Source organism: Amycolatopsis sp. NPDC059235 (assembly GCF_042754125.1).
Taxonomy (GTDB): Bacteria; Actinomycetota; Actinomycetes; order Mycobacteriales; family Pseudonocardiaceae; genus Amycolatopsis; species Amycolatopsis albidoflava.
The window spans coordinates 1-13,981 of sequence record NZ_JBHZAG010000098.1 but is presented as its reverse complement, the minus strand read 5'-3'; the positions used below and the strand labels follow the sequence as shown (position 1 = coordinate 13,981).

The following is a 13,981-nucleotide window of genomic DNA, read 5'->3' as shown; positions in this document are numbered from 1 at the left end:
CCCGTCAACGCCGGTGTGCCCAAGCCGCGGCCAGGCAATAGCCGCCGAACGCCGCCAGGCCCAGCGCCACCACCGTCAGCAACACCGTGCCGAACGGCTGGGCGGCAAGGGTCTTGAGGCTGGCGTCCAGTCCGCCGGCCTGTTTCGCGTCGGCGCGGAAACCCGCGTAGCCCAGCAGGAACGCGGTCACCGCGAAAACGACAGCCTTCGCCAGATACCCGGTGGTGCCCAGCCAGCCGACCCAGCGACGCGTCTTGCCGGGCAGCCCGGCGGGGTCGAGGTCTTCGAGGAAACTCTGCTTCCCGCCTTTGACCCCGGCGGCGACGGCGACGCCGAGCACCGCCACCGCGGCGGCCACCACCAGCGCCGGGCCGGCGGGCAGCTGGAGCAGCTTCGCGGTGAACTCCTGCTGGGTCTGATCGCTCGACCCGCCGCCGCCCTCGCCCGCGGCGAGCCGGAAGGCGGTGCCGCCGAGGGCGAGCACGACGATCCCCCGTCCGGCCGCGCCCCACCGCTTGCGGGTCCGCTTCCCGCCGCTGGTCCAGGCGTAGCCGGTCGCGGCCATCAGGAACTGCCACAGCCCGAACGCGGCCAGCCCCGACGCGAGCACCCACAGGAGAACCTGGCCGAACATCGTCGAGCCGACTTCCCGCAGGGCGCCCTTCTGGTCGGTCTGTTCGCCGCTTCCGAACGCGACTCGCACGGCGAGGTAAGCGAGGATGAGGTGCACGAGCGCGTAACAGGCCATCCCCGCCCGGCCGAGCAGCTGGGCGGCGTCGGTCTTTTCGCCCCGGGCGACCGCGCGAGTGATCCGGTTCATGCGGTGGGAGTACCCGTTCCGGGGCAGTGTTGTTGGGTCAGATGGCGCAATCCGCGGGCGGAAGATCCACAGAGGACGGTCCGGTCGCGTACGGTCAGTGATCAGTTTCGGGCCGCGACGGGGTGGGGTGGTTCGGTCAGTCCGTTCCGCGGCGCGTCCTCGCATTTAGGGTGCGCCTGTCCACGACCTGGGCCGTGCGAGCGGGGTCGCGGTCCGAGTTCGCCGGACAGGATCCGGCGAACTCGGGGACGTCGGCGAAATCGGGCTCCCGGCCGGTACTCGAAGACAGCGGTTGTGCGGCGATGCCCGCCAACGCACCACCTGGGGCCCATTTGCGCAACCCCGGCCCGCCCGCCAGCGCGCGTCAAGAAGCGACCGCCCCGAGTCAGCCCGGTGCCAGGTCGGGTTCCGGATGCGGAGGGCTCCGGTAGATCCTGATCGTCAGCAACGTCGTCACCACGCACCCGAGCCCCATGAAGGCCAGCATCGTCCGGGTGCCCGCGAGTTCCGCGATCGGGCCCAGCATCGCCGTGCCGACCGGGATCATCGCGCGGTCTGTGCTCGCGATGCCCATGATCCGGCCGAGGAGATTGCCGGGGGCGGTCGCTTGCAGGGCTGCCCGGTTGGCCGTGCGGTAGCACTGTCCGACCAGGCCGACCACGACCATCGTCGCGCCGGCGCCTACCGCTGCCGGTTTTCCGGTGAGGCCGCTTGGCACGAGGAGGACCAGCAGGGCGAAGCCGAGGAGCACGGCGCCGATCGCGGCCAGTCGCGCGGGGTTGGCCGGCGGGCGGCGGGACATCGTGGTCGACGCGGCCAACGCGCCCGCCGCGCCGCAGGTCAGCAGCAGGGCCGCGGTGCTTCCGTCGCCGTCGAAGAGGTCTTTCGACAGGAGCGGCATCATTGCGGTGTAAGGGAAAGCGAACAGCATCGGTCCCATCGCCAGGGCGATCTGACGGCGCATCGCCGGGTTTTGCCGGAGCAGGTGCCAGACCGAGTCCGCGGGCTGGTCCGGGGCGGAGGGTGCCGGAGCGGAATCGGGCAGGACAGTCAGGCAGCACAGGGCGACTAGCGTGCAGAAAGCGTTGAACCAGAACGCGGTCGGGACTGAGCTGACCGCGAGGACTAGCGCGCCGGCCGCGGGGCCGAGGATCATCGCCGCGTTGAGACAGGCCGAGTGCATCGCGATCACGGCGGTGAGCGGTCGCTCGCCGCGCAGCAACGGCAGGAGCGTCTGTCTCAGCACGGGTTCGGCACTGCCCGCTGAGGCTCGTGCGAACACCATCGCGCACACGAGCCACAGCGGGCCGCCAGCGGTGACGACCCAGGCCAGGCACAGGGTCGAGGCGAAGAGCGCCACGCGCAGGCCCGCGAGAAGCCGGCGTTGGTCGTAGCGGTCGGCGAGCCACCCGGCCGGCGCGGTGAACAGCAGGATGGGCGCGAGCCGCACCACGTTCACCGTCGCCAGCGCGGTGGCCGAACCGGTCTGCTCGACCACGTACCAGTTGAGGGCGACCAGATCCGCGGTGTCGCCGATCCGGGAGGACAGCGTCCCGGCCAGGAACAGGCGCAGCGGCAGCCGTCCGGCGGTCATCGCACAGGGTCGCCCGCGCCGTGCAGAGGATTGGCCTGTGGCAGGTAGATGTCGTGGTCGGCGGCCAGCAATCGCATGAGCCCGAACGCTTTCTGCGGGAGATGGGACGTCCGGAGGAACGCCACGTCCGCGGCCGCCCTTGCGAGCAGGTTCTCCGGCAGCCCGGCCAGCAGGTCGGTCATCGTCGTGCGCACCGTCGCCCATAGCTGTTCGCCGGGCAGGTCCCAATCCGCCGCGAACATCGTCACCACCTGCGCGATGTTGGCCTGCAGCAGCGCGTACGACACCTTTCTGCGGACGTGGTCGATGTCGTCGGTGAAGGTGATCGAACCGGGGTGCGGCGTGAAATCGAGGCCCGCCTCGCGCATCCGGCCGGGATTGACGCGGATCCCGCCGAAGTCGCGGACGAGGACCCGCACCGGGAGTCCGTCGCGAACCACCAGCAGCGTGTTCTGCAGATGGGCTTCCAGGCCGATGCCGTACCGCCACAGCAGCGGCAGCCCCGCGGCCAGCATCAGTTCCACGTACCGGGCGAAGAACTCGTGCGGACGGTCTTGGACCAGTTCCGCCAGAACGGTTCCGTCCGAATGCGAGGCTCCGCGCAGAGCGCAGGCGGACAGGACGATCTCGCCCGGCATCGCGTAATCGGCGGGATCCGCCCGGAGCAGCGCGGAAAGGCCGCGTTCTCGCTCGGGTGCGGCGTCGCCCGCCGGTGGGGAGAAAGCGATGCCGGCCAGCTCCGGTACGCAGATGACTCTGCCGCGCGTGGCGGGGTCATCGGCCAGAAGGCGTTGCAGGAGGCAGCTCATCCGCGGACCGTTATCGGTGGTGGCGGGCGAGATGGTGCGCCGCCGCGAGGTGAGCTGGACGTCGAGCGACGTTTTGACCGTCAGCCGTCGTCCGTGCCTGCCCGCGGCGGCGGTGACGAGGGTGCGGATCGAGACGGTCGGGCGGCAAGCCAGTTGCGCTTCGGGGAGCGGGACGATGCTGCCCGCCGCCAGTTCCTCGTGGTATTCGGCGGCCAGCCGGCTCCGCAGCTGCCACGGATGCACGGGGATCAGCTCGTACTCGGCGGGAGCGTGCCCGCGGGCGGCGAGCCCGTCGATGGCGCGCGCGGCTATCGCCGGAAAGTGATCGGCCACGATCGTTCCCACCGACGCACCCGACGGATCAGGTGTCGAGAGCACGGAATCCTTGCGCACCGCGACGAAGGAAAGGCTTACCGTGTCCGCGCTTTCCGGGCAGTACGCGAGAGAGTCCGCTGGCGTGAAGCCCCGGCGAACCCTCGGGCAGAGGTGGATCGTATGCCCTTCCGCGGCGGCAGCGTCCAGGTCGAGAGTGAGGTCGGACGCGGCGCGCTGCTCGGTCAGCCGGTGGATGGGCAGGCCGCGCCGGACGCAGGCGCGGGACAGGGCGAGATTGCGCGCGGAGTCGACGAGGTCGTCGCGGAGCGCGCCCCAATCCATCTCTTCGCCGGACGAGGCGACGGCGTCGACGAGCTGTTCGGGACGGTCGAGCGCGCGGACTTCGACGCCGTCGCTCAGCACGACGGGGCTCACCACTTCGTTGGCCCCGAACCCGTTCTCCAGCTCGCACACCGCGGCCAGCCGTCGCCCCGACGCCAGGGTCACGCAGATCAGCCGGCCGGTGCGCGGCCCCAGCAGCGCGAGAACGCTCGGCGACACCGGCGGCGTTCCGGCGAAGGGCAGCACAAGCTCGGTGATCCGCTTGGCGGACAACGATCTCCGCTCGCGCAGCAGCGCGCCGCAGGCTCCGTTGAGGGTGCTCAGCCTGGCCCCGGCGAGCTCGTCCAGCCAGGGCCGCACGAGTTCCGGCCTGCGCTCCCGCAGGCAGGCCAGCATCTCCCGCTCCGCCTCGTTGAGGTCCGGCGGTTCCGGCTCCGCGGCCGGTGCGGCGAGCGGATTCGGCCCTTCGACGTACTGCTGGTCGGTGACGAGGTTCTTCAAGCGCATCGTCAGCAGGGCTTTGTGCTGCCACGGCCCGCTCAGCAGCGCCTCGGCGTCCGCTCGGGCGTCCTCGGCCTCTTCGGGGCAGCAGGCGGACATGGCGAGCCGGTGGAACGTGCGCCGCACGCACTCCCCCACGACCGGCCACAGGAGGTCCTCCGAGCACCCGGTCGCGTTCGCGATCCCGGCGACGACTTCTCCGAGGTGATGGCCGAAAAGCGGGTAGTACAGCTTGGCGCGCAGCGCCGCGGCGTCCCCGGCGAGCAGGGGCGAACCGGGAAGGAACTCGCCGGTCATCGCCCGCCGGGCCAGCCGGGATTCCAGCAGCCGCGCGGCGCCCAGATCCCTGGCCAGAACGCGGTGCGGCCACCGGTCTTTCAGCACGAGAACGGTGTTCTGCGGATGGGGTTCGAGCGCGATGCCGTAGCGGACGAGGAGCGTCAGCACCGGCGGGACGCAGCATTCGACATGCGCGGCCAGCCACTGCTGTCCTACCTCGCCAAGCGGAGCACCGGTGACCGCCGCGGTCTCGGCGATCAGGTCGTGCAGCAGGCTCGCTCCGGTCAACGGCGATTTCGCGAACAGCGACGCGATCGGCATCGACAGTTCGCCCGGGCCGAGCAGGCTTTCGCTGTCTTCACGCAGAACGGCGGCCAGCGAACGACGCCGCGCCTGGGCGGCCGCGGGATCGGGCCCGTCCGGCGGCACGTACGCGACGCTGGCCAGCTCTCGCAGCACCGCGAACCGGGGCCGCCCGTCCGGCGTGGCGAGCGACAGGTCCAGATCTCCGGCGACGATGTGCTCGAGCAGCGCGGACAGGCGCGGGCCGTTGTGCACCGCGGCGGGCGAGACCCCGCGGACGGCACTGGTGAGCTGCACTTCCAGCGCGGTTTTGACGTGCAGCCCGGCGCTGGCCGCGGTCTCGCGCGCGGACAGGGTCCGGACCGAGATCAGCGGCCTCGCCGGGATCCGGGTCCGCAGCGGCACCACCGTGCCGTCGGCGAGCGCGTCGGCGTGCAGCGCGGGCAGGGCGTGGAAACGCTGGTGCGGATGAACCGGAATCAGCACGCGCTGCTCCGGAATCAGCCCGGCCGCGCGCATCTCGACCGCCGCCGCGGCGACAGTTCGCGGAAAGGCTTCGCTCAGCAGAGCTTGCGAAGCATCGAGGTCATTCGCTCCGGTGGCGGCGGCGCGGGAAACCGAAACCAGCGGCAGGCCGAACTCCGCGCCGAATTCCGGGGAATACCGCACGGCGTCCGCCGCCGACATTCCGACTTTCATTTTCGCGACCGGATGCAACGGATGCCCTTCGGTGACCATTCGCTCGAACGAAACCAGCAGCGACCCGGATTCGCCCGACTCGCGGAGCGCGTCGACAAGCGCCGTGAACGGCCGGGTTCCGCGCTCCTTGTCGGAATCATCCCGATCGCACAGCCCGGCCGCGAAGACTCTCGCGCCGGCCAGCGACAGCGCATGGCCGGTGACACTGTCGGCGAGTTCGGCGCGCAGCCGATCCCAAGCGTCGCAATCACCGGAGCACAGCTGCTCTTTCAGAAGGAAGTCCAGGATTCGCAACGGGTCGGCGACCTCGCGGCCGCCGAGGGACACCGGACCGGCGAGGACCAGCCTGCCGGTCTTCGTCGCCTGGCTCAGCACCAGGCGCAGGCCGCGTTCGCGGGCCAGCCCTATTTTCAGCAAACCCTCGCGCACCAATGCGGAGAGCAGCCGGGAAACAGTTGTCTCCCGCGCCTCCGGAAGGCATTGGACATAGGTTTCGGCAATGCCCGGCGGCGCGACGTTTCCGGATTCTTCGAGGCGGACGAGGACGGCGCGTTCCTCGGGAGAAAGAATGTCTCCCGACGGAGCAATGAAAGCATTTTCACTAGCCTGGGCGGGGGATGGCATGGTGCACTATGGTGGCGCTGCCACGGTTAACCAGACAGGAACGTACAGGTTAACAACAGATGAACACACCTATCACGGCCCAATAAACTCGGACATTCGCGCACTCATTCGCGGCCATTCCGTCGCAGGTTGAGAACTCAACTGGAGCACTGTCTCATACTTTGCCGCACCAATTAATCCGGCATCACCGAATGCGGCCGATCCGCCGGTCGATCTCGCGGGTGACGGCCAGGGTTCCGCGCTCGGCGTTGGACAGCACCGCCACGTCCAGGTCTTCGGCAGGGTAATGCCGCGCGATCCCGCCGACGCCGGCGTTGCCGCCGTCCTTGTAGTAATTCCGCACAGAACCGTTGCGCCCCAACGTGAATTCCAGCCCGAAGCCGTACCACACATCGCCGTCCTCGGCGCGGTGGTGCAGCACCTGCGGGGCGAGGAACTGCTCGGTCCGCTCGGCCGACAGGAGCTCGCCGCCGCGGACGGCGCGCAGGAACCGCACCAGATCGGCCGCCGTGGAATGCGCGCCGCCGTCGGGCGAGCCGATCGGCGGACAGCTGAAGATGTTCTGCTTCCAGCCCGTGATCCGGTCTTCGGAATCGGTGACCGGATCCCAGCCTTCGGCGACGTCCGGCGCCGCTTCCCGACGGTCGTAGAAGTCCGACGCGGTCATGCCCGCCCGCGCGAAAACCGCGCTCCGGATGTGGTCCCGGTAGGCAGCTCCGGTGATTTCCTCGATCGCAAGGCCGACGAGGACGTACCCGGCGTTGCAGTACCGGCAGCCCTCCCCTGGCGCGAAATTCGGCGGCTTGCGGGCGAAATTCGGCAAGAGGTCCCGCGTCCGCGTCACCGAGTAAACCGGCTTGTCGACCCACAACGCCTCGTAGCTCTCGCCCGCTTCCTCGTCGGCGTCGTCAGCGATCCCGGAGGTGTGCGTGAGCAGTTGGCGCACGGTCACGCGCGGCGAAATCGTCGTTCCGGTCAGGTCGGCGACCCCGGTGATCGGCGTGTCCAGATCCAGCCGGCCTTGGTCCACCAGCTGCAAAGCGGCCACCGCCGTGAAGAGCTTGGTGATGGACGCTGTGTCGAACCGGAGGTCGAGCCGGTTCGGCACGGCCCATCGACGGCTCGCCCGCCCATAACATCACCTGCTCTCCGCGACGGATCAGCACGACCCCGGAAAACTGGTCGGCGGCGGCTCGGGCACTCAACCAGGCATCCAGGCCGGTGAAAGGCATCCTCCGAAGGTAGCTCACCCCACCGTGACCACCCGGGCCCAATCAGGCGGCGTGTCCGGCCGGTAGTCCGGCGAGTGTTCCCGTGACGGGCCGCCCCGGGGGAACAGGCCCACCACCGTCCGGCAGGGCGGTCTCGAATCGGGCCAAGGGGTTTGGCCGTCGGTCAGGGCCACGATCGCGTCCGGGCGAGGGCTTCCGCGCAGTGCGGCGGCGAAGCCCGTGCGCAAATCCGTACCGCCGCCGCCCAGCAATGGGATTCCTTCGGCGCTGCACACCTGTTGCGTGACGTACGCCGCGGCGTCGCACGACAGCACCGAGACGAGATCTCGCCGGCCGCCGACGGCGCGGACGATCGCGGCGATTTCGAGGAGCGCGCTGCCCAGCTCGGTGTCGCTTACCGAGCCGGAGGTGTCGACGATGACGCTGACCTGCGGCGGACGGCGGCGCAGGCTCGGCAGGACGACGCCGGGCAGGCTGGCCGACCGGCGCGAAGGACGGCCGTAGGTGTAGTCGTCGCCCGCGCCGGAGATCGCGGACCGCAGCGCCGCGCCCAGCAGTTCCCGCCACGGCTGCGGCGGGTGGAACGCTTCCCGCGCCCAGCGTTTCCACCCCGCCGGAACGTCGCCCGGGTTGCCGTTGATGCCTTGCGCGACCCGGAACCGGACGGCGTCCCGTGCCTGCTCGCTGAGCCCGTGTGCGCCGTCGGGGCCCAGATCCCATTCCCGTGCCAGGCCGTCGGCGCCGCTGCCGCAGTCGAGCCACGCGAATTCGGCGGTGTAGGGCCCGAGCCGGAACTGGGCCAGGTATTCCTCCATCAGCTCGCCTTCGCGCAGCCTCAGCAGTTGCGGATCGACGGCGCCCTCAGGCCGGTCCAAGCCGTCGCCGAAGACGTCGTCGTTGATTTCGCAGTCTGCCGCGATGTTCATCCGCAATCGCTCCGCCGGCCCGGTCAGCTCGTGTTTCGCGGCGAACCGGTCGCCGCGGCCGTGGTGGTCGCGCAGCAGATGGGAGACCTCGTGCACCCAGACTCCGGCCAGTTCCTCCAACGGCGTGCGGTCCACGAACCTCGGCGAAACGTAGCAGCGCCAGTGGCGGTCGACAGCCATCGTCGGCACCCGCCGCGACTCCACCACGTGCAAGGCGAACAGCGCCGTCGCCAGATACGGCCGGTGCCGGATGGCGTGAAGCCTTGCGGCGTAGAGCTTCTCCTCGTCCATCAGGCCTCACCTGCCCGGTCTGCCCGCCGCGACAAGGCCACTGCCCCGGACAGCCGTTCGACCGCCGCCGGCACCTGCCAGTCTTCGCGGCGCAGCGAGGCGAGTGTCGCCGCGGGCACGACGACCAGGTCCGGCGCGCCGGTTTCCAAAGCCAGCACCAGCAACGCCCACGCCGCGTCCCAGCGTGCCTGTTCCGGCCGTTTCCGCACCGCCTCCACGACCCCGTCGAGCACGGTCTGGCGCAGGTCGCCGCGTTCGGGCAGCCCCGCCGCTTCCGGGTCCGCGAGCAAAGTTTCGGGGTCGGGCAGATCCATCCGGTCCAGGCTGGCCAGCAGCTCCAGACCCGGGCCGTCGCCGACCGTGCCGCGCACCAGCATGGACAGCACTTCCCGGGAAGCGCCCGCCGCGGTGGCGAAAGCGACCAGCCGCAGGGTCATTTCCCAGCTGCGCGGCGAGGGCCAAGGACCGCCGCGCCGGGCTTCGCTCTTCGGCAGTTGATGCACGAGCCCGGGCCGGGTGGTCAGCAGTCCGCAGACCGCGCGGCGGGCGAACGTCACGGCCTCGGGCAGCTGCCGCGGGTCCAGCCGGGGCAGCGCCGCCTGGGGCCAGGTTCCGCCGAGTCCGCGCACCACCACGTCGTGGTCGTAGGTCCATTGCAGGTGCACGAACCGGTTGGCCAGCGGCGGGCTCAGTTCCCAGCCGTCGGCGGCGGAGGAACGCGGGTTGGCGGCGGCCACGATCCGCACCCCGGGCGGAAGCCGCAGCGCGCCGACCCGCCGTTCGAGCACGACGCGCAACAGCGCGGCCTGGACGGCGGGCGGCGCGGTGGAAAGCTCGTCCAGGAACAGCAGTCCGCGCCCGGCCCGGACCAGGCGCACGGCCCAGTCCGGCGGGGCCATCGGCACGCCCTGCTCGGCGGGATCGTCGCCGACCACCGGCAGGCCGGAGAAGTCGGACGGCTCGTGCACGCTGGCGATCACCGTGGTCAGCGGCAGTTCGAGCGCCTCGGCGAGCTGATTGAGCGCGGCGGTCTTGCCGATGCCCGGCTCGCCCCACAGCAGCACCGGCAGATCGGCGGACACGGCCAGCGTCAGTGCTTCCAGCTGGCTGTCCGGGCGAGGTTCGGTGCTCGTGTCGTCGAGCAGGGAAAGGAGATCGGCGGCGATGTCCAGGGGACGTCGGTTTTCCATGGCAGTAAACAGGTTTCATCACCTTTGGGGTCGAATCAGGGCCGCGGTCCGGCCGAGAGAATCAGAGAGAAGTCGCGTGGCGGGGGTGGCCGCAGTGGCTCACGTCCCGGCCGGACTGGCGCGGCGGTCCGTATCCGGCCAGTCCGGCACGGTAGAGGCCGTGGACGACTTGGCGTTCTGCTGCCGTTTCCAGTTCGTCGCGCAATGCGCCGCTGCGCAGGAGTACGTCCGGGCCGAGCAGTCCTTCGACGGTCGCGAGGGCTCCGGCGGCGTCGCCGTGGTCCAGCCGGGCGCGAACGTCCACGAGGTTCTCCGGAGACCGGTGCGCCTCGTCGATCGCCCGCAGGCACGGCAGTTCCGTGCCGCCCAGCGCGCCCAGGAGTTCCTCGCGACGGATCTCCTCGGGGTCGTGGTCCAGCGGGACGAGCACGCCGTTCACCACGCCGATCCGATGCGTGGCGCCGCGGCATTCGACAAGGCGCGAACTCCCTGTCGCGGCGGGCTTCCGTGCCGCGCCGGGTCGATGGCCGGGCCGAAGTGCCGCTGCGACAAGCGGATGCAGCTGGTCGACGTCGAGGAGCCCGGCGTGGAGCAGCTCCAGGTCGGGCAGGACCCAGGTCGCGGCGTCGGGCAGGACGGGTGCTGCACGGGTCCGGTCTCCCCCGCCGAGGTCCAGCAGCAGCCGATGCCGGGAGGTGAGCCGTACCGCGACGACGCCGCCCGTGCGTCCCTCCGCGCGCAGCAGCAACGCCGCCTCGGCCATCCACCGGTCCACGGCGCAGGGACCCACGCCGTCCGGGAGCTGGATGGCGTTCTCGTCCGGCGGCCAGCGCCCCGACCGTTCGCGCAGCTCGCCTGCCCTGCTGGCGTCCCACAAATGCCGGTGCAGGTCGAGGCGATAGCGCCGGTCGGGATGCGGATGCGGATGGAGACCGGCACCGCGCCCGGACCGCGACCACAGCGCGAGGCTGATCCGCTGCCCGGCGTCCGCCCAGGCAGGCGGCGTGCGCGCGACGAGGTGGAACTCGCCGGCTTCCACCCGGTACCGGGCCAGGGGCACCGTGAGCCCGGGCCGGAGCAGGCCGTCCGGAGCGATTCGCGGGAAATGCCAGCGAAGCAGGTCAGGGGCGAGATGCCGCAGATCGGCGCGGACCTGTGCCGCCAGCCATCCGCCGTGGGCGCGGCGGAGGGAGCGGAGGCGCAGATCCACGTCGACGCGCGCCGCGGCACAGGCCCCGGCCCAGTCGCCCGCCGCGCGGCGGGCAGTCGCTGACTCGATCATCGACGGCGGCACGGCGAATTCGCGCACGCGCGCCCAGAAAAGGAGGCGAAGATTCTCGTTCGCGGGCAAGGGGTGCATCAGCACTCACCTTTGGCGAACGGAACCCCCGATCTGTTCGAGTAGGTACTCATCGCGATCAGCGTAGCAGGATCAGCGCGGGGCCCGCCGGGACATGTCATATTCTGACACCCGGGACCGGCACGGCGGATGTTCCGCAGAGTGGTCAGCGGGCGTCACGAAGCGCGTCCGCGCGGCTACGGTCCAGGCACGCGACAGGGAGGGAGGTCCTGGTGACGGAACCGAAACGGCAGACCCTCACCGAACGCCGGGCCGAGGAGCTGCGCATGAGCATCGCGCTCACGGCGCGGGACCTGTTCGTGGCCGAGGGCGACACGTCGGTCACTGTCGAGCGGATCTGCGAGATCGTCGGGATCAACCCGCGGACGTTCCACCGGCACTTCCCGGTGAAGGAGGACGTCCTGATGCCGCTGCTGCGCCGCAGCGAGCGCGTGATCGTGCAGGGCCTGGAGGACGCGCCGGACGACGCGGACCCGATCGAGGTGCTGACGACCGCGCTCACCACGGAGCTGAACCGGCGGCAGGTCCCCGAGTACGACCACCAGATCATGACCCTGATCGTCAACACGCCGCAGTACCGGCTGCGGTTCGTGGAGTGGTGCGAGGGACTGAGCGAGGCGGTCACGCGGTTTCTGGAGCGGTATTACGAACTTGACCCGGACCCGTTCCTGCGCGAGCTCCCGGCGCTGCTGGTGATCCAGACGATGCGGCATTCCCTGACGCGGTGGGTGCAGAGCGGGGGGTCGGATGACTTCAGCGATATCGAGCGGTGGGATTCGCGGGGGCTGCGGCTGGCGTTGAGCGGGTTGACCCGGCTCGCGAAGTAAGTCCTTTGTGGACCGGACGGGAGTCGTCGAGTGACGAGTCCCGCCCGGTCGCAGCGGAGGTTACGAAGACGCGCCAGCGGCGTGCATCGCGGCGATGTAGCCGTACACCACGCCCTGCCCGATCGTCGCGCCCGCGCCCGGGTACGAGGTGCCGAAGGCGTTCGCCGCGGTGTTTCCGATCGCGTAGAGACCGTCGACCACTTCGCCGTCCTCGCGCAGCACTCGGGCGTGTTCGTCGGCGACCAGTCCCCCGCAAGTGCCGAGGTCGCTCAGGACCACCTTGACCGCGTAGTACGGCGCGCGGCGCAGCGGGGCCAGGTTCGGGTTGGGGCCGATGGTGGGGTCGCCGTAGTAGCGGTCGTACGCACTGTCGCCTCGGCCGAAGTCGGGGTCGGCTCCGGCGGTGGCCTGCGCGTTGAACTGCTGGAACGTCTTCTCGAACGCAGTCGCCGGAACTCCCATCGCGGCCGCGAGCGTGCCGAGGTCCTCCGACTTGTGCGCGATTCCGGCGCGGTACCACGATTCCGGGAGCGGCTGTCGCGGGAAGCAGCGCCCGGCCATGATGTAGCTGTCCCGGTAGCGCTGGTCGAACACCAGCCACATCTCCTCGACCGGCGTGCCCGCCCGCTCGCGGGCCAGGATTTCCTGTCCGAACGACATGTAGTCGATCGCCTCGTTGATGAACCGCTTCCCGTTCTGGTCGACGATGAACGAACCCGGCAGCGAACGCTCGGCCAGCATCACCGCCGGAGCGCCGCCGGGCACCGGTGCGAAAGCCGGGAACCACCAGGCCTGGTCCATCAGCGCGGTGCCTGCGCCGAGTTCTTGGCCGGCGAGGATGGCGTCGCCGGTGTTGCCTTCCGATCCTAGGCTGGCGTGTTCGCCGAGCCGTGGTGACTGGAATTTGTGCCGTGCCTCGACGTCGTGGTCGAAGCCGCCTGCGGCTAGGACCACGCCGCGGCGGGCTTGGACGGTGACTTCTTTGTCTCCTTGCCGCAGCACGGCGCCGGTGACTCGGTCGTCGTCTTGGAGCAGGCGGATCAGGCTGGTCTCTGTCCACACGGGAATGCCTGCGCGCAGGACGCCGGCGAACATTCCGGCGGCTAGGGCTTGGCCGCCTGCTAGGTAGTCGCGGCCGATTAGCATGCCGCCGATGCCTAGTGCGGCTCGTGCGAGGATCCGCGGTAGGGCCTTGAGTGGCTTGCGTGCTACCAGGTTCATCCATTTGTAGTCTGCGCCGGTGACTGGCATCGGGACCGGGGCCTCCATTACGCCGGGGCGCAGACGGGGGCGTTCGGGGCCTAGGACGGAAGCGTTGAAGGGGCGGCATTCGCAGGTTCGGCCTTCTGGGCGGCCGCCTGGTTTTTCTGGGTGGTAGTCGGAATAGCCTTTTGCCCAGAAGAATCGCATTGGTGTGGTGCGGCGGAGCATGTCTACGGCGGCGGCGCCGTGTTTTAGGTAGGCGGTTCCTCGTTCGGGTGGGGCTGAGGTGCCTACTACTGCGTTTAGGTAGGTGGATGCGTCGGCGGTGGCGCGGGGGCCTGTGTCGGGTAGGGCGGCGTTTCCTGGGATCCAGAAGGCGCCGCCGGAGCGGGCTGTTGAGCCGCCGATGTAGGGGGTTTTTTCGATGATCAGGGTGGAGAGGCCTCGTTCGTGGGCGGAGAGGGCGGCGGCCATTCCCGTTCCTGAGCCGATGATTAGGAGGTCGACTGTGGTGTTTTTGGCTGGGGTGGGGGTGGGGGGTTTTGTGGAGACTTTGTTTTTCATGTTGCTCCTGTGTTTTTGGCGCCGACTTCGTCGTCGCGTGCGGGATCGCTTTTAAGCCGACGTTTGGGGGCTGCCCGGCGTGAGGGGCCTTCGGCCTGTCAC

9 protein-coding genes are annotated in these 13,981 nt (G+C 70.1%); 1 reads left to right on the top strand and 8 read right to left on the bottom strand.

What is annotated here, in order from left to right; all coding sequences use genetic code 11:
* Positions 1–4: 4 nt before the first annotated feature.
* From ACFXI3_RS39810 to ACFXI3_RS39780, 7 genes are all read right to left on the bottom strand, one after another.
* Positions 5–820, bottom strand: a complete 816-nt coding sequence (locus tag ACFXI3_RS39810; protein WP_378406715.1) for a DUF1206 domain-containing protein — start codon at positions 818–820, stop codon at positions 5–7.
* Between the two features lie 385 nt (positions 821–1,205).
* Positions 1,206–2,414, bottom strand: a complete 1,209-nt coding sequence (locus ACFXI3_RS39805) for an MFS transporter (protein WP_378406713.1) — start codon at positions 2,412–2,414, stop codon at positions 1,206–1,208.
* Positions 2,411–6,286, bottom strand: coding sequence for an IucA/IucC family protein (locus ACFXI3_RS39800; protein WP_378406711.1), 3,876 nt, complete (start codon positions 6,284–6,286; stop codon positions 2,411–2,413). The genes ACFXI3_RS39805 and ACFXI3_RS39800 overlap by 4 nt, the downstream gene beginning before the upstream one ends.
* A gap of 184 nt (positions 6,287–6,470) precedes the next feature.
* Positions 6,471–7,394, bottom strand: a complete 924-nt coding sequence (locus ACFXI3_RS39795; protein ID WP_378406709.1) for a serine hydrolase domain-containing protein — start codon at positions 7,392–7,394, stop codon at positions 6,471–6,473.
* 138 nt (positions 7,395–7,532) lie between these two features.
* Positions 7,533–8,735 carry a VWA-like domain-containing protein gene (locus ACFXI3_RS39790; protein ID WP_378406707.1) on the bottom strand — a complete coding sequence of 401 codons (1,203 nt, stop codon included), beginning with the start codon at positions 8,733–8,735 and terminating at the stop codon, positions 7,533–7,535.
* Positions 8,735–9,925 (bottom strand): AAA family ATPase, encoded by a 1,191-nt coding sequence (locus ACFXI3_RS39785; RefSeq protein WP_378406705.1) that lies wholly within the window; start codon positions 9,923–9,925, stop codon positions 8,735–8,737. The genes ACFXI3_RS39790 and ACFXI3_RS39785 overlap by 1 nt, the downstream gene beginning before the upstream one ends.
* Positions 9,926–9,986: 61 nt before the next feature.
* Entirely contained in the window at positions 9,987–11,285 is a 1,299-nt protein-coding gene (locus ACFXI3_RS39780) for a hypothetical protein (protein ID WP_378406703.1), read from the bottom strand.
* Positions 11,286–11,497: 212 nt separating this feature from the next.
* Between ACFXI3_RS39780 and ACFXI3_RS39775 the strand changes: the two genes are divergently transcribed.
* On the top strand, positions 11,498–12,112 hold the full coding sequence (locus ACFXI3_RS39775) for a TetR/AcrR family transcriptional regulator (protein ID WP_378406701.1): 615 nt from the start codon (positions 11,498–11,500) through the stop codon (positions 12,110–12,112).
* 60 nt (positions 12,113–12,172) lie between these two features.
* Here the strand turns inward: ACFXI3_RS39775 and ACFXI3_RS39770 are convergent, their stop codons facing one another.
* Positions 12,173–13,879 carry a 3-ketosteroid-delta-1-dehydrogenase gene (locus ACFXI3_RS39770; protein ID WP_378406699.1) on the bottom strand — a complete coding sequence of 569 codons (1,707 nt, stop codon included), beginning with the start codon at positions 13,877–13,879 and terminating at the stop codon, positions 12,173–12,175.
* Positions 13,880–13,981: the final 102 nt, after the last annotated feature.

Bases quoted from the DNA above. Each gene is read 5' to 3' on its own strand.
- ACFXI3_RS39810 (WP_378406715.1), bottom strand. From the start codon at position 820: ATGAACCGGATCACTCGCGCGGTCGCCCGGGGCGAAAAGACCGACGCC.
- ACFXI3_RS39805 (WP_378406713.1), bottom strand. From the start codon at position 2,414: ATGACCGCCGGACGGCTGCCGCTGCGCCTGTTCCTGGCCGGGACGCTG.
- ACFXI3_RS39800 (WP_378406711.1), bottom strand. From the start codon at position 6,286: ATGCCATCCCCCGCCCAGGCTAGTGAAAATGCTTTCATTGCTCCGTCG.
- ACFXI3_RS39790 (WP_378406707.1), bottom strand. From the start codon at position 8,735: ATGGACGAGGAGAAGCTCTACGCCGCAAGGCTTCACGCCATCCGGCAC.
- ACFXI3_RS39785 (WP_378406705.1), bottom strand. From the start codon at position 9,925: ATGGAAAACCGACGTCCCCTGGACATCGCCGCCGATCTCCTTTCCCTG.
- ACFXI3_RS39780 (WP_378406703.1), bottom strand. From the start codon at position 11,285: ATGCACCCCTTGCCCGCGAACGAGAATCTTCGCCTCCTTTTCTGGGCG.
- ACFXI3_RS39770 (WP_378406699.1), bottom strand. From the start codon at position 13,879: ATGAAAAACAAAGTCTCCACAAAACCCCCCACCCCCACCCCAGCCAAA.